Source organism: Streptomyces sp. NPDC050738 (assembly GCF_040654175.1).
Taxonomy (GTDB): domain Bacteria; phylum Actinomycetota; class Actinomycetes; order Streptomycetales; family Streptomycetaceae; genus Streptomyces.
In genome coordinates this window covers 191563-215267 of sequence record NZ_JBFAHN010000010.1, presented here as the reverse complement: position 1 = coordinate 215267, position 23705 = coordinate 191563, and the positions used below count along the sequence as shown (strand labels likewise).

19 protein-coding genes are annotated in these 23705 nt (G+C 69.4%); 11 read left to right on the top strand and 8 right to left on the bottom strand.

Translation table 11 applies throughout. From position 1 onward, the window contains the following. Nucleotides 1-15 precede the first annotated feature (15 nt). From AB0H78_RS25340 to AB0H78_RS25315, 6 genes are all read right to left on the bottom strand, one after another. Nucleotides 16-861: a DMT family transporter gene (locus tag AB0H78_RS25340; RefSeq protein ID WP_363236854.1), complete on the bottom strand. Its 846-nt coding sequence runs from the start codon at nucleotides 859-861 to the stop codon at nucleotides 16-18. Further along, nucleotides 858-1337, bottom strand: a complete 480-nt coding sequence (locus tag AB0H78_RS25335) for a YbaK/EbsC family protein (RefSeq protein WP_363236853.1) — start codon at nucleotides 1335-1337, stop codon at nucleotides 858-860. Before AB0H78_RS25335 ends, AB0H78_RS25340 begins: the two co-directional genes overlap by 4 nt. A 56-nt stretch (nucleotides 1338-1393) precedes the next feature. After that, a complete protein-coding gene (locus AB0H78_RS25330) occupies nucleotides 1394-3046 on the bottom strand; it encodes a penicillin-binding transpeptidase domain-containing protein (RefSeq protein WP_363236852.1) in 1653 nt (550 codons plus the stop codon). 136 nt (nucleotides 3047-3182) lie between these two features. After that, nucleotides 3183-4736, bottom strand: a complete 1554-nt coding sequence (locus AB0H78_RS25325) for a TULIP family P47-like protein (RefSeq protein WP_363236851.1) — start codon at nucleotides 4734-4736, stop codon at nucleotides 3183-3185. A gap of 72 nt (nucleotides 4737-4808) precedes the next feature. Further along, nucleotides 4809-6098, bottom strand: a complete 1290-nt coding sequence (locus AB0H78_RS25320) for a TULIP family P47-like protein (RefSeq protein ID WP_363236850.1) — start codon at nucleotides 6096-6098, stop codon at nucleotides 4809-4811. A 146-nt stretch (nucleotides 6099-6244) separates the two neighbouring features. Next, a complete protein-coding gene (locus AB0H78_RS25315; RefSeq protein ID WP_363236849.1) occupies nucleotides 6245-8026 on the bottom strand; it encodes a phospholipid carrier-dependent glycosyltransferase in 1782 nt (593 codons plus the stop codon). Between the two features lie 62 nt (nucleotides 8027-8088). Here AB0H78_RS25315 and rsmI point away from each other — a divergent pair, with 62 nt between their 5' ends. The 10 genes from rsmI to AB0H78_RS25265 all read left to right on the top strand — a co-directional run bounded on the left by rsmI (nucleotide 8089) and on the right by AB0H78_RS25265 (nucleotide 20411). Beyond that, on the top strand, nucleotides 8089-8997 hold the full coding sequence (rsmI, locus tag AB0H78_RS25310; protein ID WP_363236848.1) for a 16S rRNA (cytidine(1402)-2'-O)-methyltransferase: 909 nt from the start codon (nucleotides 8089-8091) through the stop codon (nucleotides 8995-8997). A 164-nt stretch (nucleotides 8998-9161) separates the two neighbouring features. Next, entirely contained in the window at nucleotides 9162-9539 is a 378-nt protein-coding gene (locus tag AB0H78_RS25305) for a hypothetical protein (protein ID WP_363236847.1), read from the top strand. Nucleotides 9540-9572: 33 nt separating this feature from the next. Beyond that, the gene (locus AB0H78_RS25300) at nucleotides 9573-10457 is read left to right on the top strand and encodes a TatD family hydrolase (RefSeq protein WP_363236846.1); all 885 of its coding nucleotides are present in this window, start codon (nucleotides 9573-9575) and stop codon (nucleotides 10455-10457) included. 84 nt (nucleotides 10458-10541) lie between these two features. Next, nucleotides 10542-11963 carry a ubiquitin-like domain-containing protein gene (locus AB0H78_RS25295; protein WP_363236845.1) on the top strand — a complete coding sequence of 474 codons (1422 nt, stop codon included), beginning with the start codon at nucleotides 10542-10544 and terminating at the stop codon, nucleotides 11961-11963. Continuing rightward, on the top strand, nucleotides 11960-12820 hold the full coding sequence (gene rsmA / locus AB0H78_RS25290) for a 16S rRNA (adenine(1518)-N(6)/adenine(1519)-N(6))-dimethyltransferase RsmA (RefSeq protein ID WP_363236844.1): 861 nt from the start codon (nucleotides 11960-11962) through the stop codon (nucleotides 12818-12820). Before AB0H78_RS25295 ends, rsmA begins: the two co-directional genes overlap by 4 nt. Next, on the top strand, nucleotides 12817-13719 hold the full coding sequence (locus AB0H78_RS25285) for a 4-(cytidine 5'-diphospho)-2-C-methyl-D-erythritol kinase (RefSeq protein WP_363236843.1): 903 nt from the start codon (nucleotides 12817-12819) through the stop codon (nucleotides 13717-13719). Before rsmA ends, AB0H78_RS25285 begins: the two co-directional genes overlap by 4 nt. A 221-nt stretch (nucleotides 13720-13940) precedes the next feature. Next, on the top strand, nucleotides 13941-15752 hold the full coding sequence (locus AB0H78_RS25280) for an ABC-F family ATP-binding cassette domain-containing protein (protein WP_363236842.1): 1812 nt from the start codon (nucleotides 13941-13943) through the stop codon (nucleotides 15750-15752). 164 nt (nucleotides 15753-15916) lie between these two features. Then, nucleotides 15917-17725 (top strand): PQQ-binding-like beta-propeller repeat protein, encoded by a 1809-nt coding sequence (locus AB0H78_RS25275; RefSeq protein WP_363236841.1) that lies wholly within the window; start codon nucleotides 15917-15919, stop codon nucleotides 17723-17725. Between the two features lie 46 nt (nucleotides 17726-17771). Next, complete coding sequence (locus tag AB0H78_RS25270; RefSeq protein WP_363236840.1) at nucleotides 17772-19520, top strand: PQQ-binding-like beta-propeller repeat protein; 1749 nt, start codon at nucleotides 17772-17774, stop codon at nucleotides 19518-19520. A gap of 156 nt (nucleotides 19521-19676) precedes the next feature. Beyond that, nucleotides 19677-20411 carry a LuxR C-terminal-related transcriptional regulator gene (locus tag AB0H78_RS25265; protein WP_363236839.1) on the top strand — a complete coding sequence of 245 codons (735 nt, stop codon included), beginning with the start codon at nucleotides 19677-19679 and terminating at the stop codon, nucleotides 20409-20411. Nucleotides 20412-20433: 22 nt separating this feature from the next. Here the strand turns inward: AB0H78_RS25265 and AB0H78_RS25260 are convergent, their stop codons facing one another. Both AB0H78_RS25260 and AB0H78_RS25255 read right to left on the bottom strand, forming a co-directional pair. Continuing rightward, nucleotides 20434-20709 carry a hypothetical protein gene (locus tag AB0H78_RS25260; RefSeq protein WP_363236838.1) on the bottom strand — a complete coding sequence of 92 codons (276 nt, stop codon included), beginning with the start codon at nucleotides 20707-20709 and terminating at the stop codon, nucleotides 20434-20436. A 15-nt stretch (nucleotides 20710-20724) separates the two neighbouring features. Next, a complete protein-coding gene (locus AB0H78_RS25255; protein WP_363236837.1) occupies nucleotides 20725-22395 on the bottom strand; it encodes a sodium:solute symporter family protein in 1671 nt (556 codons plus the stop codon). A gap of 239 nt (nucleotides 22396-22634) precedes the next feature. Between AB0H78_RS25255 and galT the strand changes: the two genes are divergently transcribed. Further along, on the top strand, nucleotides 22635-23696 hold the full coding sequence (galT, locus tag AB0H78_RS25250) for a galactose-1-phosphate uridylyltransferase (protein WP_363236835.1): 1062 nt from the start codon (nucleotides 22635-22637) through the stop codon (nucleotides 23694-23696). Nucleotides 23697-23705: the final 9 nt, after the last annotated feature.

Sequence of the window (23705 nt, the reverse complement as noted above, 5' to 3'; positions counted from 1 at the left end):
GCCCGGTAGGCGCCGTCAGCCCGCGTGCAGCATCAGGCCGATGCCGACCACCATCAGGCCGGCCGCGGCGATTCTCGGCGCCCCGAACTTCTCCTTGAAGAAGAGCGCGCCGATCGCCGCGCCCACGATGATCGACGACTCGCGCAGGGCCGCGATCGGCGCGAGCTCGGCGCGGGTCTGGGCCCACAGGACCAGGCCGTACGCGATGATCGACAGCGTGGCGCCGGTCATGCCCCGGGCCGCCACCGGCCGCAGCTGCGGCAGGAGTTGGGCACGCCGCTTGTGCAGGGCGTAGACCGGGATCGCGATCCCCTCCAGGATCATCAGCCAGGCGATGTAGCCGAGCGAGGATCCCGAGGCGCGCACCCCGACCCCGTCGACCGTCGTGTACGAGGCGATCGCGAGCCCCGTCGCCAGCGCCGCGAACAGCGCCGGCCACTGCGGGCGCGAACCCTTCATGCCCCACAGGGCGACCCCGACCAGACCGGCCGAAGCGACGGCGACGCCCGCCAACTGCCAGGCCCCCGGCACCTCGTGGACGAAGACGGCGGCCAGGACGGTGACCACGAGCGGTGCCGTACCGCGCGCGATCGGATACATCTGGCCGAAGTCGCCCAGCGTGAACGACCGCATGAGCAGCAGCATGTACGCGACGTGCAGGACCGCCGAGCCGATCAGATACGGCCAGGCCCCCGCGTCCGGGAAGGGGACGAACGGCGCGGCCAGCAGCCCGAGCAGCGCGCCGCCGCCGGATATGAGTGTGAAGGAGACCAGCTGGTCCTTCATGTGGTGGGCGAGGGCGTTCCAGGTGGCGTGCGTTATCGCGGCGATGACGACCGCGAGGGTGACGAGCGGAGTCACGCGGTGAGCTCCCGGACGTCGACGAGCTTCGCCCCGGCGTGCTCGATCACGGACTTGGGGTCGAGGGCGAAGACGGTGTGCGGGGTCCCGGCCGCCGCCCAGACCACGTCGTGGTCGAGCAGGCCGCGGTCGGCGAGGACGCGGGTGCGGTTGCGGTGGCCGAAGGGCGGGACGCCGCCGATGGCGTAGCCGGTCGTCTCCCGTACGAGAGAGGCGTCGGCGCGCTTGACCTTCGCGGCGTAGAGCGCGGAGCGGACCAGCTCGGTGTCGACGCGCGAGGCGCCGTCCACGAGGACGAGGACGGGGACCTTGTCCGCCTCGAAGATCAGGGACTTGACGATGGCGCTGAGCTCGCAGCCGATCGCGGCGGCGGTACGGGTGGCGTCGGGGAAGCTGCGGACCTCGACGTCTTCCAGGCCGAGTGCGCGGAGCGCTTCGGCGAACCTGGGGTTGACGGCAGGTGCGGGAGTACTCATGGTCCGCACGCTAGCGGGCGGCGTGCGGACCATGCGAAGGAGTATCAGGGGGTGGGTCAGCCTGCGTTCAGGACGGCCGCGACGACCGGGCCTGCGGCGGTGCCGCCGTGGCCGCCGTCCTGGACGACCGCGGCTGCGGCGAGGTCGCCGCTGTAACCGGTGAACCAGCTGTTGGGCTTGCCCTGGGCATCGACCTCGGCGGAGCCGGTCTTGGCACCCTTGTCGTAGCCACCGACGCTCGACATGGCCTGCGCAGCGGTGCCGCTCGTCGCGGTGAGATGCATCATGCTGCGCACCTGCTGCGCCACGTAGGCGGGCAACTGGCGTTGGGCGCGCGCGATGTCGCGCCCGTCCAGCGACGCCGCGACGAGGATCGGCTGCTTGAAGTATCCGGCTTTCACGGTGGCCGTGATCGACGCCATGTTGAGCGGGTTCATCTGGACCTGACCCTGACCGATGTACTCGGCAGCGGCTTCGCCGCCGGTGACCTCGGGCACGCTGCCGTCGAAGGTGACCACACCGGTCTTCCAGTTGTTGAGGCCGATCCCGAAGACCTGGTGGGCCTCCTTGGAGAGTGCGGCGTCATCCTTCGTGTCATCGATTAGCTTGATGAAGGCGGTATTGCAGGAGCGGGCGAAACTCTGCGCGAAGGTGGACCCTGCGGGCAGGGAGAAATTCTTCAGGTTGACGAAGGTCCGGCCCTGGTAGAGGACGTTCGGCGGGCACTCGGTGGCTTTGCCGGCGGAGGCCAGACCCTTCTCGATCAGCATCGACGCGGTGACGATCTTCATCGTCGACCCGGGTGCCAGCTTTCCCTGGGTCGATGCGGGGAACTTGTCCGCCCGGTTGTCGGCGATGGCCCGGATCGCTCCTGTGCTGGGCTTGATCGCCACCACGGATGACTCCGGGAACTTCTTCACCGCCCGCTCGGCCGCCCCCTGCACATCCGCGTCCAGCGTCGTCTGCAGCCGGGCGGGCGTGCCCTTGGAGAGCGTGAGAATCGTGGAGTTCACGGCCGATGCGTCATCGCCGCCCGTGATGTACGTCTCGATGCCCGGCTTCCCGCCGGTCTTCGCGCCGTACTTGTTCCGGAGCGTGTCCAGGATCGCCCCCAGCGACGGGTACTTCTCCTTCGTCAGTTCCCGTCCCCGGTAGTCGACCGCCTTGATCGCCGCCGTCGGCGCCTCGCCCGTGCGGATCGACTGCCCGGTCTTCAGCTGCGGGTACAGCACGCTCGGCAGCCAGTCGACCAGCGGGCGCCCCGTGGACTTTCCGCGTACGACGGTGAGCGTCGACGCGTACGACCACGGCTTACTCACGCCGCCCGAGGAGACCGTGGCCTTCACCGTGTACGGCACCTTCGTGCCGGCCGGCGCCCCCGGCTCGATCTGCAGCTTCGAGACCGCCGCGTCCTCCTTGAAGGAGGCCAGTGAACTCAGCGAGTCCACCGGGTTGTTGGTGAGCTGCGAGGCCTTGTCCGGGTCCCCCGACGCCCACGCCGCCAGGAAGTCCTTCGCGGTGTTCTTGATCTCGTCGTCGCTCACCGGGCCGGTCCCCGCCGGGGCGGCCTGGGTGGACGTGCCGCCCTTGCCGTTCCCCGACGACCCGCCGGTGACCCCGTTGAACACGTTGTACGCGCCGTAGCCGATGCCGCCGACCACCACCGCGAACACGCTGCCGACTATGCCGACCTTCACCCCGCTGCGCATTGCGCTGTCCCCTCCCCAGGAGCCCCGTTTCCTTGAACATGTTCAAGGAATCACTGGAGGACACAGTAAGCGCATTCCGTGAGGGAGATGTGTCTGCAGGGGCCACCGTTACAAGACCGGGATCCCGTGCCGGGCCCTAGAAGGGGTTGCCTCCCATCTGCAGGCCTCCGTTGAGGACGACCTGGGTGAGTTTGAAGTCCTTGGAGTCGGTCCACTTCTGGTTCGCGGTCGCCCCGGACACCAGCGCGTTGAGGTTGGGCACCGAGTCGGGCACCGACCCCGCTATCCACTCCGGTATGTGCTCCAGAACGGCGGCCACGGCCGAGACGACCCCGCCCACCAGGATCCCGACCAGCACCCGCACCACGGTCCGCTCGATCGCGGGGACGATTCCGCCGATCACCGCGCCGATGACGGCGAGGATGACGTCGGCGATGGCCTCGGTGATCTGCACCCAGGGGGCCACGGTGTACCAGGTGTGCTCCACCGGGTTCTGCAGCTGGACCCAGGTCAGCGACTGCGTGCCGTCGTTCTTCGTGGCCAGCTGCATGCCGCTGTAGTACGTGATCTCGCAGTAGGAGTCGATTCCCGGCGAGATGGGCGTGTGGACGTAGATGTAGGACTCCATGGTGGAGCCCTGGATGGTCATCTTGTACGAGGTCACCGTCGGCGTGTAGTCGATCGCGCCGACCCTGACCTTGTTCAGGTTGAAGCTCGACGTCGCGGTGATCTGTGTGTCGTTGTTGCCCAGCGCGAAGGTGTTGGGCGGCGCGTTGGTGAACTGCGCGGGCAGGCTCGGCAGCACCATCTTGCGCATGAAGCGCTCCAGCGACATGTTGAAGCTCGCCCGTGCCCCGGACGGTATGGCGCCGGCGGCGATCTCCTGGACGGTGCCCTCGTCGGAGCGGTTCTCCGTCATGCACAGGACGCCGAGGAGCGCCTTGTTGATGTCCGCGTTGTCGATGTACGCGTACTCGGTCTCGGTGGGGTTCATCCACGCGAAGCCGCCGGTGGCCGCCTGCGCGCTGAGGTTGACGCTGGCGAAGACGTGCTGGAACGCCTGGAGATTGGCGTTGAACCAGCTGGCGAGGAGCTGCTGCAGGATGTTGCCCATGCCCTGGTCGTACGGGGTCGGGGAGGTGTACGTCACGGAGGAGACGGTGACGACCGGGTCGTCCGGACTGCCGCCGGACGTACGGACCTTGAGGTTGTTGGGGGTGCCCTTCGAGCTCGGCGCCTGCGGGATGTAGACGAGCTTGACCTCGATGTAGGCCGTACCGCCGCTGAACTGCAGGTTGGTGGTCCCGGAGGTCAGGCGGGCGGTGAACGGGACGCGCATCCGGATGATGGAGCCCGAGCCGCCCTGCGCCAGCGACCAGGTGCCGAAGCTGCCGGTGCCGTCGATCTTCGGGGTGAACATCGAGGCGGGCAGGCTCGCCGTCCAGCTGGTGGGCGAGGTCTTCTTCGACGCGATCGCCTTGTTCACGTCGGGGATCGGGACGACGTAGACGGTGTCCCAGCCGTTGGTGTTGTACGGCACGGACGTGGCGGCGGCCATGGCCAGCTGCCTCGTGCTGCGGAGGAGCTGCTGCGAGGGGCCCGAACGGTCCGCGCTGGCCTTGAGGTGCTCGACCTCGATGTGCAGGAGCTTGTCCTCGTCGATGTGCGGGAGGTAGTGCTGTGTCGCCATCGGGCACCTCTCAGGCTCAGGCTGGAACCGGCCCCGGAGCCGGGGCCGGCAAAGAAAGGGAGGAAGGGGTGTTCAGGCCCCGGTGCCGTTGACCATCAGTGCGCCGTTGAGCCGGGCCAGGGAGGCGGAGAAGGCACGCGCGCCCTGCCAGTGGACGGACTGGGCCGCCAGCGAGCCGAGCCCCACGGACCCCAGGTGTGCGCTCAGGTCTCCGGCGAGGCTGTCGGCGATCATCGTGACCACGACCTCGGTGATCGCCTCGACCAGCGGACCGCCGGCCCAGAACCACCACGGGATGCTCGCCGAATGGCCCGAGCGCGATCCGGTGCTGTTGGCGAAGGAGACCCGCTGCCCGGTCCGGTCGAACGCCATCGGGTACTGGCCGGTGATCCACCAGTTCATCGAGATGCCGGCCTTGAGGTCGCAGTCCCCGCTGACCGCCAGGGCGAGCTGGCCGCCGACCACGCCGACACTGAGCGAGCCGACCTGCGGGGTGTACCAGATCGCCCCCTCCTTGACGGAGTTGGTGGCGAACCTGCGGGCCGCGGTGATGATGTGCCGGCCGGCGTCGTACCCGAAGCAGCCGGGGCCCGACCCGCCGCCGAAGACCTGGGGCAGTGCCGGGGCGATCAGCTTGGTGAGCAGGAGGTCCTGCGACATCGCGAAGGCGAGTTCGTCGCCGGTGGCGAAGAGTTCGGGGTCCACCGTGTGTTCCAGGCGGCTGATGTCCCGGTCGGTGGTCACGCTCATGATCACGAGCTGCCCGCTGCGGCCGCGCGGCTCCTGATAGACGAACGCGCTGCGGACCGGCGTGAGCCAGCTCCCGGACGCGGGCGGCACCAGATTGAGAGAGGCGAAGACGAAGGAGACCTCGGAGGCGTGGGCGGCCAGGGCTCCGGCGACCGCGTTCAGCACCAGCCCCTCGCCGACCGGACCCAGCGTGTTCGCGGTCGCCGGCGACGCGTTGAGCCGGACCGGGGTCACCACGCCAGGAATGCTGGGCACACCGACGCGTCCGGCCTGGTGCATCGCGAACACCAGGTTCTGGCTGCGTCCGTCGGCGGTCGGCAGCAGTTCCAGCGACACATCGACCAGCGCGGAGCTGCCCGCCAGGTCGACGGGGCCCGCCGAGGCCGGACGGATGGTGCCGGCCGCGATGGGCACGACGACGCGCAGGATGTTGCCCGATCCGCCCGGGACGATACGCCAGGTGCCGAATTCACCCTGCAATTCGTACGAGGTCCCCAGCGTTTCGCCGCTCACCTTGAATTGGGTGACCAGGCGTGCTGAATTCTGCGCCAAGGATCGATTCGCCGCGTCAATGGAGAGCGCGCTGACTGTGTCCCACCCGTAAATGTTCATTAGCCCCCCCGGCCAGGTTCCTTGGATAAGGAACCACCCCGTGCCGTATGGAGAGTTCTACCGGGATCAACAGATGTCAATACGACGCAGCGGAAGTGTGGCGGCTGGGGCGGGCCAGGCCCCGACGCAGGGCCCGGCCCGGACCGTCAGACCCAGGTGGTCAACCACATCCTGTTGTTCCAGGAATCCAGTGGGATTGCCTGTCCGGTGAAAATCGGCCAGAAGTAGATGAAATTCCAGACAATCAGCAGGACCAGAACACCGGAGCCGATTGCTCCGATGGCCCGCCGCCGTTCGCTCGAACCCGGTGGGCCGAGAATCGCGCCGATCATCATGGCCAGTGCCAGACAGATGAAGGGGACGAATACGACCGCGTAGAAGAGAAAGATCGTCCGCTGCTGGTACATGAACCACGGCAGATATCCCGCCGCGATTCCGCACGCGATCGCGCCCGCCCGCCAGTCGCGCTTGAAGATCCAGCGCCACAGCACGTACAGCAGCGCGAAGCACCCCGCCCACCACAGCAGCGGTGTCCCGATCGCCAGGACCTCGCGGGCGCAGGTGCCCGCCGTGTTCGCGGGGCAGCCGTCGGTGCCGGCCTTGGGGGACTCGTAGAAGTACGAGACCGGGCGGCCCAGGACCATCCAGCTCCACGGGTTCGACTGGTACTGGTGCCCCTCCGTCAGGCCCACATGGAAGCTGTAGACCTCGGACTCGTAGTGCCAGAAGCTGCGGATCACCGGGGGCACCCAGTCCGTACCGAACTGCGGCAGGTTGATCGTCCCGATCAGCGGCAGCTTGATGTGGTCGGGGGAGAGGCTCTGGCGGTTGTCGGCCCAGCCCCTGAAATAGCCGCCGGTCTTGGGGTCGCTCATGAACCAGCCGGTCCAGGACACCATGTACGTCACGAACGCGACCGGGATCGTCGACACGAACGCCGGCAGCACGTCGCGCCGCAGCACCGCGCGGTACGGGGAGACCGCGCCCGCGGTCCGCCGTGCACCCGCGTCCCACAGGACCGACATCAGGGCGAACGCCGCCAGGATGTACAGCCCGTTCCACTTCGTCGCACAGGCCAGGCCCAGCATCACGCCGGCCGTGATCCGCCACGGCCGCCAGCCGAGGCGCAGCGTCTCGGCGATGTCCGCGTCGGGACGCAGTACGCCTTCCTCGTCCTCCGGGAGCGCGGCCACGAAGCGTGCCCGCGTCTTGTCCCGGTCGATGAGCAGCGCCCCGAAGGCCGCCACGGTGAAGAACATCACCATGAGGTCGAGGAGCGCGGTGCGGCTCATCACGAATTCGAGGCCGTCCACGGCGAGCAGCAGACCCGCCAGGCAGCCCAGGAAGGTGGAACGCAGCAGGCGCCGTCCGATGCGGCAGATCATCAGCACCGCGAGGGTGCCGAGCAGCGCCGTCATGAACCGCCAGCCGAACGGCGTGAAGCCGAAGAGCTGTTCACCGATCCCGATGACCCACTTGCCGACCGGCGGGTGCACCACATAGCCGGGGGCGGACGGCACGGGTACGGCGTCGGGGTTCGCCAGGATCGACGGGTCGATTTTGGCGGGCCATGATCCCTCGTACCCCTGGTGCATCAGCGCCCAGGCGTCCTTGGCGTAGTACGTCTCGTCGAATATCACCGCATCCGGGCTGCCGAGCCGCCAGAAGCGCATCAGCCCCGCGACAAGGGTGACCAGCAGCGGGCCGCCCCAGGCCGACCACCGCACCAGCCGCTCCGCGAGCACAGGCGAGAAGCCGAGCACGCTCCACAGCTGGGAACTGGGCTTGGTGTACGGCGGCACCAGCCGGTCGCGCAGGGAGATTCTCGACGGGATCGCATAACCGAACCGTCGCAGCCGCTGCCCCCATGTGGGCGGCTGTTCCCCGGCGTCTTGGCCCTGCAGGGCTTTGGGCGCTGTACTCGTCACCGCGCCATCGTAGAGAAGGCATCTGTGCGAGTCGCCGGTGCGGGGCTGGGAGTATGGGGATTGTGACTGGAACGCACGCTGAATCGTCAACGACGGCCGGAACGCTCGTCCTCGCCGGGACCCCCATCGGCGACATCGCCGACGCCCCGCCGCGGCTCTCCGCCGAACTGGAGCGCGCCGATGTGATCGCCGCGGAGGACACCCGGCGGCTGCGCTCGCTGACGCGGGCACTCGGGGTGCACACCTCGGGGCGCGTCGTCTCGTACTTCGAGGGCAACGAGACCGCCCGTACGCCCGAGCTGGTCGAGGCCCTGGAGAGCGGTGCGCGCGTCCTCCTGGTGACCGACGCGGGCATGCCGTCCGTCTCCGACCCCGGCTACCGCCTCGTCGCCGCGGCCGTCGAAAAGGACATCCGCGTCACCGCCGTGCCGGGACCCTCCGCCGTGCTCACCGCCCTCGCCCTCTCCGGGCTGCCCGTCGACCGTTTCTGCTTCGAGGGCTTCCTGCCCAGGAAGGCGGGCGAGCGGCTCGGACGGCTGAAGGAGGTCGCCGGTGACCGTCGTACGCTCGTCTACTTCGAGGCCCCGCACCGGATCGCCGACTCCCTCGCCGCGATGGCCGAGGCCTTCGGGGACGACCGCAGGGCGGCCGTCTGCCGCGAGCTCACCAAGACGTACGAGGAAGTGAAGCGCGGTGCGCTGAAGGACCTCGCCGCGTGGGCGCTGGAGGGCGTACGGGGAGAGATCACCGTCGTCGTCGAGGGCGCCCCGGAGAGCGGACCCGGCGATCTGGACGCCGCCGAGCTGGTGCGCAGGGTGCAGGTGCGCGAGGAGGCGGGGGAGCGGCGCAAGGAGGCCATCGTGTCGGTCGCCGCGGAGGTCGGGCTACCCAAAAGGGACGTTTTCGATGCGGTCGTCGCCGCAAAGAATGCGGCTCGCGGAAGCTCTTCAGAAGGTAAAGAACGCGCGTAGATGGCAAAAGCGCCCCGGCTTCCACCGGGGCCTTTTCCATGACTGGGCCAAGAGCCGATCAATACTCGGCAGCCCCTGGTGCGCATCGGCCGCCACGGGCGTCCACTGGTTGAGGAGGCGCATTCGTCTCCGAACGGCTTGTCCGGCGGACAAGAGGAGTGGGCATGAGCGAGATCGTCGAAACCACAGCGCACGAGGCCTACGCGTTCGCGTGCATGCGGTGTGGACATGGCTGGGAGCAGGCGTACGAAATCGAGCATCACGTGGACGCTTCGGGCCACGCATTCGTCATGTACAAGGCCGAGGGCGAAAGGGTCCCCTCGCCGCTTTCCACCCCCAGCTGCTTGAACTGCGGCAACAACGTTGTACGGATCATGCGGTCGGGCCAGGTCTCGACCGTGCAGGGCCTCATGCACCCCCAGAAGAAGACACCGAAGCCTTCCGAGCCCGGGACCGCGGAGGCACCGGCCGAGCCGGATGCCGAACGCCACGATCACCACTGGCACCTGTCGGACCTCCTCCACCCCTTCCACCGCAAGTGACCATCGCGACCATGGCTGGCTAGCCTGGGGCCCATGAGCCCCAAGGACGCCATCCCGCCGCTGCCCGAACCCCTGAAGGCCGCGGTCGCGGACTCGCACACCCACCTGGACATGCAGGACTCCACGGTCGAAGAGGCCCTGGCCAAGGCCGCCTCGGTCGGTGTGACGACCGTCGTCCAGGTGGGCTGCGACATCAAGGGCTCCCGGTGGGCGGCCGAGACGGCCGAGGCGCACGAGAACGTGCACGCCGCCGTCGCCCTGCACCCCAATGAGGCGCCGCGCATCGTGCTCGGCGATCCCGACGGCTGGTCCCGCCAGGGGGCCCGAACCCCTGGCGGGGACAGCGCACTCGACGAGGCGCTCGCCGAGATCGACCGGCTCGCCGGCCTCCCGCACGTCCGGGCGGTCGGCGAGACCGGTCTCGACTATTTCCGTACGGGACCCGAGGGCATGGCCGCCCAGGAGCGGTCCTTCCGCGCGCACATCGAGATCGCCAAGCGGCGGGGCAAGGCGCTGGTGATCCACGACCGCGAGGCCCATGCCGATGTGCTACGCGTCCTCGCCGAGGAGGGCGCCCCCGAGCGGACCGTTTTCCACTGCTACTCCGGTGACGCGGAAATGGCCGAAATCTGCGCCGCCCAGGGCTACTTCATGTCCTTCGCGGGAAACGTCACCTTCAAGAACGCCCAGTCGCTGCGCGACGCCCTCGCCGTCGCCCCGCTGGAACTGGTCCTCGTCGAGACCGACGCGCCCTTCCTGACACCCGCCCCGTACCGCGGTCGGCCTAATGCCCCGTATCTCATTCCGGTCACGGTGCGTGCCATGGCGGAGGTCCGCGGGATCGATGAAGAGGCTCTTTGCAAGGCGATTGCGGACAATACGGACCGCGCATTCGGACTGGAGCGCGACACGGTGTAACCGCCCGGCTTTGGAGAGTGAGCGGCGCTCCGCTAGTGTCCCGGCCCGACCACCCGGACCGGACCTCTGAAGCGAGTGAGCGTCGTGAGCAGTGCGCAGGGCAGTCACCGTGCCGAACGCGGCAGTCACCGCGGGGCGAGCAGGACCGCGCAGCCGTACGAGGCGCCGTACGAGCCCTACGAGGCTCAGTACGCCCCCTCCCCGGACAGCTACACGCCCGCGTACGAGCTGCGCGAGCCCCGCCTCCTCCCCCGCCAGAACCCCCTCTCCGCGGCCCGCCAGTCCGCGCCCCCCGCCGCCGACGGCGGCGAGCCGGGCGCCGGCGGCCGGGCCGAGGCGCGCAGGGCCGCGCGCCGGCGCAAGGGCGACCGCGCGGGCACCGCCGCCGCAGCCACCGCCGCAGCCCCGCGCCGCCCCGACACCCTGCGCCGTCTCGTCCCGCAGGCCCTGGTCGTGGCGTTCCTGGCGGGCGGCACCACCGCCTTCGTCGCCACCGACAAGGCCGTACGGATCGACATCGACGGCACCTCCCGCACCCTGCACACCTTCGCGGGCGACGTCGAGGAGCTCCTCGAGGACGAGGGCGTCGCCATGGGCGAGCACGACCACGTCTTCCCGGACCCCGGCACCGCCCTGGCCAGCGGCGACGAGATCGCGGTCAGCCACGGCCGCCCCGTCGCCCTCACCCTCGACGGGCAGCGCCGCCAGATCTGGACGACCGCGCGCACCGTCGACGGGGCGCTGCGCCAGCTCGGCGTGCGCGCGGAGGGCGCGTACCTCTCCACCTCGCGCTCCTCCGCGATCGCCCGGCACGGCCTCGCGCTGGACGTACGGACCGAGCGCAGCGTCACGTTCATGGCCGACGGCCGCGAGCGCACCATCCGTACGAACGCGGCGACGGTCGGCGAGGCCCTGGACGAGGCCGGCATCGGCCTGCACGGCCAGGACACCACCTCGGTGCCCGCCGACAGCTTCCCGCGCGACGGCCAGACGATCACCGTCATGCGCATCACCGGGACCAAGGAGGTGCGCGAGGAGCCGATCGCCTTCGCCACCCAGAAGTCCTCGGACGCCTCGGTCTTCTCCGGAACGGAGGTGGTGGCCAAGCAGGGCAAGGAGGGGATGCGCAAGGTCACGTACGCGCTGCGCACCGTCAACGGCGTCAAGCAGAAGCCGAAGAAGATCGCCGAGGAGGTGGTGCGCGAGCCCGAGACGCAGATCGTGAAGGTCGGCACCAAGCCCCTGCCCGCCTCGGTCTCCGGCACCGGCAACCTCAACTGGAGCGGGCTGGCGCACTGCGAGTCGGGCGGGCGCCCCGGTGCGGTGGACGCGACGGGCAACTACGGCGGGCTGTATCAGTTCGACGGCCAGACCTGGCGCTCGCTCGGCGGCAGCGGCGTCGCCCAGAACGCCCCGGCCGAGGAGCAGACCTACCGGGCCAAGAAGCTCTACGTGCAGCGGGGGTCGAGTCCGTGGCCGCACTGTGGCCGTAGGCTTTACGGGTGAGCACCACTGAGCCCGACGCACTCCTCGGCCCCGCAGACATCCGCGAACTGGCGGCAGCGCTGGGCGTACGCCCGACCAAGCAGCGCGGTCAGAACTTCGTCATCGACGCCAATACGGTCCGCCGGATCGTACGGACGGCCGAGGTGACCCCCGACGACGTGGTCGTCGAGGTCGGCCCGGGTCTCGGCTCGCTGACCCTCGCACTGCTGGACGCGGCACGGAGCGTGGTGGCCGTCGAGATCGACGACGTGCTCGCATCCGCGCTGCCCGCGACGATCGCCGCGCGTCTTCCGGCGCGGGTCGCGGACTTCTCGCTGGTCCACTCGGACGCGTTGCTGGTGAAGGAGCTGCCGGGCGCGCCGCCCACGGCGCTGGTCGCGAACCTCCCGTACAACGTGGCGGTCCCCGTCCTGCTCACCATGCTGGAGCGCTTCCCTTCGATCGAGCGCACGCTGGTGATGGTCCAGGCGGAGGTCGCCGACCGGCTCGCGGCCAAGCCCGGCAACAAGGTGTACGGAGTGCCGTCGGTCAAGGCGAACTGGTACGCGGACGTGAAGCGGGCCGGCTCCATCGGCCGCAATGTCTTCTGGCCCGCCCCGAACGTCGACTCGGGCCTGGTGTCCCTGGTCCGGCGGACGGAACCGGTCAAGACGACGGCGACCAGGGCCGAGGTCTTCGCCGTGGTCGACGCGGCCTTCGCCCAGCGCCGCAAGACGCTGCGCGCGGCCCTCTCCGGCTGGGCGGGCTCGGCGGCTGCCGCCGAGGCCGCGCTGGTGGCGGCGGGGGTGTCGCCGCAGGCGCGCGGCGAGGCGATCACGGTGGAGGAGTTCGCGGCGATCGCGGAGAACAAGGCATGAGCGGTGGTGTGACGGTCCGGGTCCCCGCGAAGGTGAACGTCCAGCTGGCGGTGGGCGCGGCCCGGGCGGACGGCTTCCACGACCTGGCGAACGTCTTCCTGGCGGTCTCCCTGTACGACGAGGTCACGGTCACCCCCTCCGACCGCCTCCACCTGACGTGCTCGGGCCCGTACGCGGACCAGGTCCCTCTGGACGCCACGAACCTCGCGGCGAGGGCGGCGGAAGCGCTGGCCGCCCGGCACGGAATCACCCCCGCCGTGCATATCCACATCGCCAAGGACATCCCGGTCGCGGGCGGCATGGCGGGCGGCAGCGCGGACGGCGCGGCAGCACTGCTGGCCTGCGACGCACTCTGGGGAGTGGGGTCCTCCCGTACGGAACTCCTCGACATCTGCGCCGAGTTGGGCAGCGACGTCCCCTTCAGCCTGGTGGGCGGAGCGGCGCTGGGCACGGGCAGGGGCGAGAAGCTGACGGAGCTGGAGGTCGGCGGAGCCGGTTTCCACTGGGTCTTCGCGACGGCGGACGGCGGGCTCTCCACCCCGGCGGTCTTCCGCGAATTCGACCGCCTGACTCCGGACGCCCCGGCGCCGGAGGCGTCGCCCGCGCTGCTGAAGGCCCTGCGGACGGGGGACGCGGAGGCCCTGGCGGCCACCCTCACCCACTCCAACGACCTCCAGCCGGCGGCCCTGTCCCTGCGCCCGTCCCTGGCGGAGACGCTCGAAGCGGGTGTCTCGGCCGGCGCCCTGGCAGGCCTGGTCTCGGGCTCTGGCCCGACGACGGCGTTCCTGGTGGCGGACGCGGAGTCGGCGGAGAAGGTCGCGGCGGCGCTGGTCGCGTCGGGCACGTGCAAGGCGGCGAGGGCGGCGACGAGCCCGGTGCCCGGGGCGCGGGTCGTCTGACGCGGGTCGGAGCTGCGGCCGACCTGCGGCCGCCGACGGTGGGCGACCACCCACAGGGGGAGTCCGCCGAATCGTGTCCGGCGCTTCGGGGCGGTGCGTGGGTGGGAGACGGGTCGGGGTCCGCGGAGCGGACGGAAGGCCCCGCGCGGAGCGCGGGAGAAACCCCGGCCCCCCGCCACGTACGCTGGGAGATCGACAGATCCCCCTTCTCTGGAGCGTCAATGGCCGTCAACCTCGTCAATGTCGAGGCCGTCAGCAAGGTCTACGGGACCCGTGCCCTGCTCGACGGAATCTCGCTCGGCGTCTCCGAGGGGGACCGGATCGGTGTCGTCGGGCGCAACGGCGACGGCAAGACGACGCTGATCCGGATGCTCGCGCAGCTGGAGGAGCCGGACACCGGCCGCGTCACCCAGGTCGGCGGGCTGCAGCTCGGCGTGCTCACGCAGCACGACTCCCTCGACCCGCAGGCCACCATCCGCCACGAGGTCATCGGCGACATGGCCGACCACGAGTGGGCGGGCAACGCCAAGATCCGCGACGTGCTCACCGGGCTCTTCGGCGGGCTCGACCTGCCCGGCTTCGGGCAGGGACTCGACACCGTCATCGCGCCGCTCTCCGGCGGCGAGCGCCGCCGTATCGCGCTCGCGAAGCTGCTCATCGCCGAGCCCGACCTGATCATCCTCGACGAGCCCACCAACCACCTCGACGTCGAGGGCATCTCCTGGCTCGCCAAGCACCTCCAGGCCCGCCGCTCCGCACTCGTCTGCGTCACCCACGACCGCTGGTTCCTCGACCAGGTGTGCACGCGCATGTGGGACGTACAGCGCGGATCGGTGCACGAGTACGAGGGCGGGTACAGCGACTACGTCTTCGCCCGCGCCGAGCGCGAGCGCATCGCCGCCACCGAGGAGTCCAAGCGCCAGAACCTGATGCGCAAGGAGCTGGCCTGGCTGCGGCGCGGAGCGCCCGCCCGTACCTCCAAGCCGCGCTACCGCATCGAAGCCGCCAACGAGCTCATCGCCGACGTACCCCCGCCGCGCGACACCAGCGAGCTGATGAAGTTCGCCAACGCCCGCCTGGGCAAGACCGTCTTCGATCTTGAGGACGTCACCGTCCAGGCCGGGGACAAGATGCTGCTGAAGCATCTGACCTGGCACCTGGGACCCGGCGACCGCATCGGCCTGGTCGGGGTGAACGGCGCGGGCAAGACCTCGCTGCTGCGCGCGCTCGCCGAGGCGCAGCGTACGGGCGGTGAGATCCAGCCCGCCGCCGGGAAGATCGTCGTGGGCAAGACCGTCAAGCTCGCCTACCTCTCGCAGGACGTGCAGGAACTGCCGCCCACCCTGCGGGTGTTGGAGGCTGTGCAGCAGGTACGCGACCGGGTGGACCTGGGCAAGGGCCGCGAGATGACCGCCGGCCAGCTCTGCGAGCAGTTCGGTTTCTCCAAGGAGAAGCAGTGGACGCCCGTCGGCGACCTCTCCGGTGGTGAGCGCCGCCGCCTGCAGATCCTGCGTCTGTTGATGGACGAGCCGAACGTCCTCTTCCTCGACGAGCCCACCAACGACCTCGACATCGAGACGCTGACGCAGCTCGAGGACCTGCTCGACGGCTGGCCCGGGTCGATGATCGTGATCTCCCACGACCGGTTCTTCATCGAGCGCACCACCGACAAGGTGTTCGCACTCCTCGGCGACGCCACGCTGCGGATGCTGCCGCGCGGGATCGACGAGTACCTGGAGCGCAGGAAGCGGGTCCTCGACGCGTTCGTGGCTTCGGCGCCTGCCGCCTCGGCTGCGCCCTCCGCGCCGAAGGTCTCCTCGGAGGAGGCCCGCGCCGCGAAGAAGGAGCTGCAGAAGATCGAGCGGCAGCTCAGCAAGATGTCCGACCGCGAGACGTCGCTGCACGCGCAGATCGCCGACAACTCCACCGACTTCGAGAAGGTCGCGAAGCTCGACGCCGAGCTGCGTGAACTCATCTCGCAGCGCGACGAGTTGGAGATGCGCTGGCTGGAGTTGGCGGAGGCCGCCCAGTAGGTCACGTAACAGAGGCATCACGGGCCGGTTCTCCCTTGGGCACAGGGGAGTGACCGGCCCGCGTTCTTTGGTGCGCAAGTGATAGAAATAGCTCCCGCTTTGAGTGACCTGGAGCGGTCCGGGCCGTCCCTGAACGGCGATCAGCAGCAAAGGGGGACGTGCTGATGACCCAGCCGCCCAACTCGCAGCCGCCGCAGGGCGGATTCGGTGCACCTCAGGACCCACGGCTCGGGGGGCAGAAGCCGCCGGCCCAGCCCGGGCCGCCGCCTCCGCCCGCCCAGGCGCCGCAGATGCCGCCGCCGCCCGCGGGGCCGCCGCAGGCACCGCAGCCGCAGCCCGGGTACGGATACCCGCAGAACCCGCCGCCCCCGCAGCCGGGTTACGGGTACCCGCAGCAGGCGCCGGGCCAGGCACCGAATCCGTACGCCCAGCAGCCCCAGCAGCCCCAGCAGTTCCCCCAGCAGCCGGGCCCCTACGGCGCGCCCCAGCCCCCGTACGGCCAGCAGCAGTTCCCCGGCGCGCCTGTTCCGCCCGGCCCTCCCGGCGCGGGCGGCGGCAGCCCCTTCAAGGGCAAGCCCGGCATCATCATCGCGGCCGCCGTGGCCGGTCTCCTCGTCATCGGCGGCGGCATCTGGTTCGCCACCAGCAGCGGCGACAAGGACGACAAGAAGCCCATCGCGACCGACAGCAAGAAGCCCACGGGCGGGACCAGCGCGAACCCGACGAACTCCGGCAGCCGTGACGGCGGCGACGACCTCAACGCCGGCCGCAAGGACGGCGAGGCCCAGGTCCTGTGGTCGCAGACCAACAAGGTCGACCTGCCGCGCAACGGAGCCGACGCGTACGGCATGTGGTTCACCGGCGACACCGTCGCCAAGGCCATGTACAAGACCGTCACCGGTTACGGAGCCGCCGACGGCGCCCAGAAGTGGGAGATCCCCCTCTCCACCGAGATCTGCGGCGCGCCCCCGCAGTCGACCGCCGACGGCAAGATCGTCATCGGCGTGAAGAACGGCAACACCGAGAAGAGCGACTGCAACCAGCTCCAGCAGGTCGACCTCGCCACCGGAAAGCTCGGATGGAAGAAGGAGGTCCCGAAGGAGAACGCCTTCGACATCATGACCGAGCTCTATCTCTCCATCTCCGGAAACACCGTCGGCGTGACCCGCATGGGCGGCTCCAGCGCCTTCTCGGTCGCCGACGGCCACAAGGTCTTCGGCCGGATGGCGGGCAACTGCCAGCCGGCGGGCTTCGCGGGCGGCGCCAAGATGCTCGCCGCCGAGACCTGCCGCTCGGGCGGCCAGGAGGCCGGAGCGCAGGTCCAGGAGCTCAATCCGGACACGGGCAAGGCGAATTGGACGTACAAGCTGCCCGCAGGCTGGGAGGTGAAGAAGGTCTACGCGACGTCCCCGCCCGTCCTCTACGTCACCAACTCCAAGAAGAAGACGTGGAACGTCCTGTCGCTGAAGCCGAACGGCGCCTTCCGCTCGGAGCTCCACCTCAAGGACTCCTTCCAGCCCAGCTGCGGCATGTCGATCTTCGTCGGTGAGATGCAGAGCTGCACCGGAGTGGCCACGGACGCCAACACGCTCTATCTGCCGACGACCCCGGCGCAGTCCACGAGCTCGGGCCGGCAGAACGAGATCGTCGCGATCGACCTCAACACCGGCAAGGCGAAGTGGCGTTCACCGGCAGGTGACGGCCGCACCGCGATGCCGCTGCGGACCGAGGGCGCCAACCTGCTCGCGTACCTGGAGCCGAGTTACGACAAGGCCGGCGCGATCACCAGCATCGGCCCGTCGGGCGGCAAGGCGACGGTGGTGCTCCAGCACCCGCTGTCGACCGCCTCCATCGAGAACGGCTTCTTCTCCAAGAAGGTCGAGTACGTGGACGGGCGCTCGATCATCATGTCCAGCCGTGTCGACGGCAAGGACGACTCGACCGACAAGATCATGCTGGTGTACGGCAAGTGACGGCTCCCCGACCCCTCGACTCCCAGGCACCGAAGGCAGACCCGCGATGACCCAGCCGCCACCGCCCCCGCAGCAGCCGCCGAACCAGCCACCCCAGCCCCCGCAGGGCGGCTTCGGCGCGCCCCAGCAGCCGCCGTACGGCCAGCAGCCCCCGCCGCAGCCCGGCTACGGCTACCCTCAGCAGCCGCCGGCGCCGCAACAGCCGTACGGCCAGCCCCCGCAGCAACCGCAGCCCGGCTACGGCTACCCGCAGCAGCAGCCCCCGTACGGCTACCCGCCCCAGCAGGGCTACGACTTCCCGCAGCAGCCCGTCACCCCGCCCCCCACCCCCACCGGCGGCTCGGGCGGCAACCAGACCCGCATCGTCATCGCGGCGGTCGTGGCCGTCGCCCTGATCGTCGGCGGCGGCCTCTGGTACATGTCCGCCCAGGACAGCGGCAACAAGGGGGGCAAGGAGCAGAACCAGTCCCAGGGCGGCACGACCGGCGGCGGCAAGAGCGGCGGCGGCACCGGCGGCAACAAGGGCCTCGGAGGCGGCGGTTCGGAGAAGGTGCCCTCCTCCACCGCGGCCAAGCTGTCCTTCCAGGTCCCCGCCCCTCCGATCGACCTGGTCACGGCGGTGGACGGCTCCTGGGCGACCGACAAGTACTACGTGAAGTCCGGCGTCAACCAGGTCGTCGCCTACGACCCGGCCACCGGCACCCCCGCCTGGACGATCAAGCTGCCGGGCCCGGTCTGCGCCGCCTCGTCGCACATCTCCCCGGACGGCAGGACAGCGATCGCCTTTCAGCCCGCCCAGCCCACCGCGGCCAAGAACTTCTGGGGCTGCTCCCAGGTCGCGGCCGTCGACCTCAACGCGGGCAAGCTGCTCTGGCGCAAGCAGTTGGACGACCCGGAGCAGAAGGGCAAGCAGATCTCGTTCGACGAGATCACCGTCGGCCCCGGCGTCGTCGCCACCGGCGGTGTGCACGGCGGCGCGGCCTTCGACCTGGCCACCGGCGCCCCGCGCTGGACGCCGAAGGCCAACTCCGACAACTGCGAGGACCGCGGATACGCCGGGGGCGAGGCCCTCGTCGCCGTACGCAGCTGCGGTGACTACGACAGCCCGCAGCTGACCATCCAGCCCCTGGACCCGGTCACCGGCAAGGCGCAGTCCTCGTACGCCCTCCCGCGGGGCGTCCAGTACGCGCACGTCGTCTCGACCAAGCCGCTGGTCGTCGCCGCCGACGTCGGCGACACCGCGGGCGACGGCAGCGGTATCTCCGACTACTTCTCCATCGACGCGAAGACGGGCAAGCAGCGCGCCCGGATCGCCGCCCAGGCAGCGAAGTACGGCGGCCGGTGCAGCTCCACCGAGGTCGAGGTCTGCACCAACATCGTCGTCGGCAACGACCGGCTGTACCTCCCCACGGAGGAGCACGACCGGTCGAACGAGATCCTCTCCTTCGACCTGGCGACCGGCAAGCCGACGAGCGACAACTCGCCCTCGGGCGAGGGGTACACGGTCGTGCCGCTCCGCATGGACGGCGGGAACCTCATCGCGTACAAGGTGCCCCCGTACGACAAGGGCGGACAGGTCGTGTCGATCGACGGCGGCTCCTTCAAGGAGACGCTCCTGATGGAGAACCCGGCGGACAAGGCGATCAGGGACGTGGAGACCGCTTTCTCACAGGAGCGCGCGGAATACCGTTTCCGCAACGGCCACTTGTTCATCAGCTCCATCAACCTCACCCAGAGCGAGAACCGCCTCGAAGGAAGCAAGTACCTCGTCGCGGTGGGCTTCGGAACGAACTGATCCGGTGCTCGAATAGCCCAGAATGAAAGGGATTTAAACAATCCGGGGGGCTTCTGACCGGTAAGGGGCGCGCGACGTCGAACAAGCGTGTAGCTTGCCGGGTCAGGAGGCCGGGGGGCCTGCTCCGTGTGGTCACACTGTGGGGGGTAGAGCTCTATGGGCGTCCGGCTCATGGTGGTGGACGACCACCGATTGCTCGCCGAGGCACTCGCCTCGGCGCTGAAACTCCGCGGTCACCGCGTGCTCGCCGCGGCCGCACCCACCGGCGGATCGGCCGAGCTGGTGATCGGCAGGGCGCCCGAGGTCTGCCTCTTCGGTACGGCAACACCCGCCGAACCAGGGGCTTTCGACCCCATCGTGCGGATCAAGAAGGAGCGCCCCCAGGTCGCCGTCGTGGTGCTCGGCCCGGTGCCGAGTCCGCGCGGCATCGCGGCGGCCTTCGCCTCGGGCGCATCGGGTTACGTACGCCATGACGAGCGCATCGAAGGCGTCGAGCGCGCCATGGTGAAGGCACGGGCGGGCGAGGCGGCGGTCGCGCCGCAGCTGCTGCAGGGCGCCTTCGCCGAACTCCTCAACCCGGCCGCCCAGCCCGACGACGAGGGCCAGCGGCTGCTCCAGATGCTGACACCGCGCGAGGTCGAGGTGCTGGTACGGGTGGCCGACGGGGAGGACACCCGGCTCATCGCGGCCGGGATGGGCATAGCGCCGAGCACCGCCCGCACCCACGTCCAGCGCGTCCTGATGAAGCTCGGTGTCGGCTCGCGCCTGGAGGCGGCCGCGCTCGCGGCGCGCACCGGGCTCCTCGACCGGGCGACGGTCAGCGCCGGGGTGCACACGGCGATGGGCGGTACGGATCCGGACATGCGGACGGGGCCGGACCTCAGCGAGTGAAGTCCGGCCCCGTCCGCGGCGGTTACGCCTCCGGGGTCGTCGGCGGCACCACCGGGCGCAGCTTCAGCCAGACCAGGAAGAAGATCCCCAGGGCGAGCATCGCGAGCCCCGTCCAGAGGTTGATGTTGACCCCCTGCGCCTTCTTCATGTCCGCGTCGGACGCCATGATCCCGGCGATCGTGACGATGACGCCGTAGACGACGAACAGTCCGCCGATGATCCGCCGGATGTCGAAGAGGCGGGCGGCCGTGGCCGACTTGGCCTCCAGCTCGGAGACTTCCTTGTGCAGCTCAGACATGGTGGTTGCCTCCGATCAGATCGAGTACGGGATGTAGCAGAGCGCGGCGAGCACGATCGCGCCCCAGCCGAGCAGTGCGGGCTTGCGGTACCAGGCGTCGTCGCCCTCGGCGGGCGGCTCCTCCATGTCAGGGGACTTCGTGCCGTACACCAGACCGGCCAGTTCGGCCTCCGGCTTGGGCGCGGTGAAGAGCGTGACCACGACCATGACCACCGCACCGGCGACGAAGCCGACGATCGCCGAGACGAAGTTGGCGCCTTGGTCGGTGGGGATGGAGATGACGCCCTGCTTGTAGATCCAGAAGTAGTTGAGCATGGCGGCCGAGGTGCCCGCGAGCAGGCCCCAGACGCCGGACTTCATGGACGCGCGCTTCCAGAACATTCCGATGATGAAGACCACGAACATCGGGACGTTGAAGAAGGAGAACAGGGTCTGCAGGTACCCCATGATGTTGGAGAACGACGAGGCGATGAAGGCCGTGCCGATGGAGGCCAGCACGCCGACGGCGGTGATGAGGCGGCCGAAGCGCAGGTAGTACGCGTCCGGCTTGTCCTTCTGCACGTACCGCGCCCAGATATCCGTCGTGAAGACGGTGTTGAAGGACGAGACGTTGGCCGCCATGCCCGCCATGAAGGCGGCGAGCAGACCGGTGACCGCGATGCCGAGGACACCGTTGGGGAGCAGGTCCTGCATGAGCAGCGGGATCGCGTCGTTGTACTGCAGACCCGAGCCGGCGAGGCCGATCTTCGGGGCGACGACGGCAGCGACCAGGCCCGGGATCATCACCAGGAAGACGATGAAGATCTTCGGGAAGGCGGCGATCAGCGGGGTGCGCTGGGCGGCCGAGAGGTTCTTCGCGGAGAGTGCGCGCTGCACCTCGGCGAAGTTGGTCGTCCAGTAGCCGAAGGAGAGGACGAAGCCGAGGCCGAGGATGATCGTCAGCCAGTTCGCGCCGAGCGGGTTGGCCTGGCCGATGGCCGTGCCGTCCCAGGCGGACAGGAAGCTGTGGCCGTGGCTCTTCTCCAGGGAGTTCGTCAGACCGTCCCAGCCGCCGACCTTCTTCAGGCCGAGGATGGTGAGCGGGATCAGCGCGGCGAGGATCACGAAGAACTGCAGGACTTCGTTGTAGATCGCCGACGAGAGACCGCCGATGGTGATGTACAGCAGGACGAAGAGGCCCGCGACGACGATCGCGACCCACTGCGGCCAGCCCAGGAGCGCCTCGACGACGATCGACAGGGCGTAGAGGTTCACGCCCGCGATGAGGATCGCCGCGAAGGCGAAGAGTATCGAGCTCAGCAGGTGGGCGGACTTGTCGAAGCGCTGGAGCAGGAACTCCGGTACGGAGCGCACTTTCGACTTGTAGTAGAAGGGCATCATCACCAGGCCGAGGAAGACCATGGCAGGGATGGCGCCGATCCAGTACCAGTGGACGACCGCGACGCCGTACTGCGCGCCGGTTGCCGCCATGCCCAGGATCTCGGTCGCGCCGAGGTTGGCCGCGACGAACGCCAGGCCGGTGACCCAGGCCGGCAGTGAGCGGCCCGAGAGGAAGAAGTCGAGGCTGGTCTTGACGCTGGCGCGGGCCGCGAAGCCGATGCCGAGGACCACGACGAAGTAGATCGCCATGATCGCGTAATCGAGCCCGTTGGTGGGGAGCCGGAGCCCGGCGGCGAGATGGTTCATGGGGGGTACTCGCTTCGTTGCGTGAACTGAACAGGACCGGAACTTACGCTTCCGACTTCACGAAGTGAACAGTTTTGTTGATGTTCTTTGTTGGATTGTGATCGCAGAGGTTGTTTTGTCCGGATGAAAGCGCTTGCCCGATGAACGCGTCGCACCCATTGACTGCGCTGTTGGCTTGTGGTTTGTTATGTTCGGTTCTGTTGAGTGTGCGTGTGAGTCAGTGTGCGAGGAGCGCCAGCGTGAAGAAGACATCGACCCGGCTAGCCGACGGTCGTGAGCTGCTCTACTACGACTCCCGCGACGACGTCGTACGCGACGACGCGGACCTGCGCCCGCTCGACCCCGTCTCCACCGCCTCGGAGGTCCGCCGCGACCCGCTGCTCGGTGACGCCGTCGCCGTCGCCTCGCATCGCCAGGGCCGGATCTACCACCCGCCGGCCGACGAGTGCCCCCTCTGCCCCTCCCGTAACGGACGACTCAGCGAGATCCCGGCGCCCGAGTACGACGTGGCCGTCTTCGAGAACCGGTTCCCCTCCCTCGCGGGCGACTCGGGCCGCTGCGAGGTCGTCTGCTTCACCTCCGACCACGACGCGTCCTTCGCCGACCTCACCGAGGAGCAGGCGGGCCTGGTCCTGGAGGCCTGGACCGACCGCACCGCCGAACTGGCCGAACTCCCGCAGATCAAGCAGGTGTTCTGCTTCGAGAACCGCGGCGCGGAGATCGGCGTCACGCTCGGCCACCCGCACGGCCAGATCTACGGCTACCCCTTCATCACCCCGCGCACCGAGGCGATGCTGCGCAGCGCGGACGCGTTCGCCGAGGCCACCAGCGGCGGCAACCTCTTCGACGACGTCGTCGCCCGCGAGCTGGCCGAGGGGGCCCGGGTGGTCCTGGAGGGCGAGCACTGGGTGGCCTTCGTGCCGTACGCCGCCCACTGGCCGTACGAGGTCCACCTCTACCCGCGCACGCGCGTCCCCGACCTGCGCTTCCTTTCGGAGGAGGCCCGCACAGAGTTCCCACAGATGTATCTGGAACTCTTGAGGCGCTTCGACCGGATCTTCGGTGAGGACCAGCCGCAGACGCCGTACATCTCGGCCTGGCACCAGGCGCCCTTCGGCGAGCTGGACGGATTCGCCGTCAACCGGGACGAATTCGCCCTGCACCTGGAACTTTTCACCATCCGCCGCACTTCCGGCAAGCTGAAGTTCCTCGCGGGTTCCGAGTCCGGCATGAACGTCTTCATCAACGACGTGCCGCCGGAGGCCGCGGCGACGCGACTCCGAGAGGTAGCAAGCAAGTGAGCGACAAAG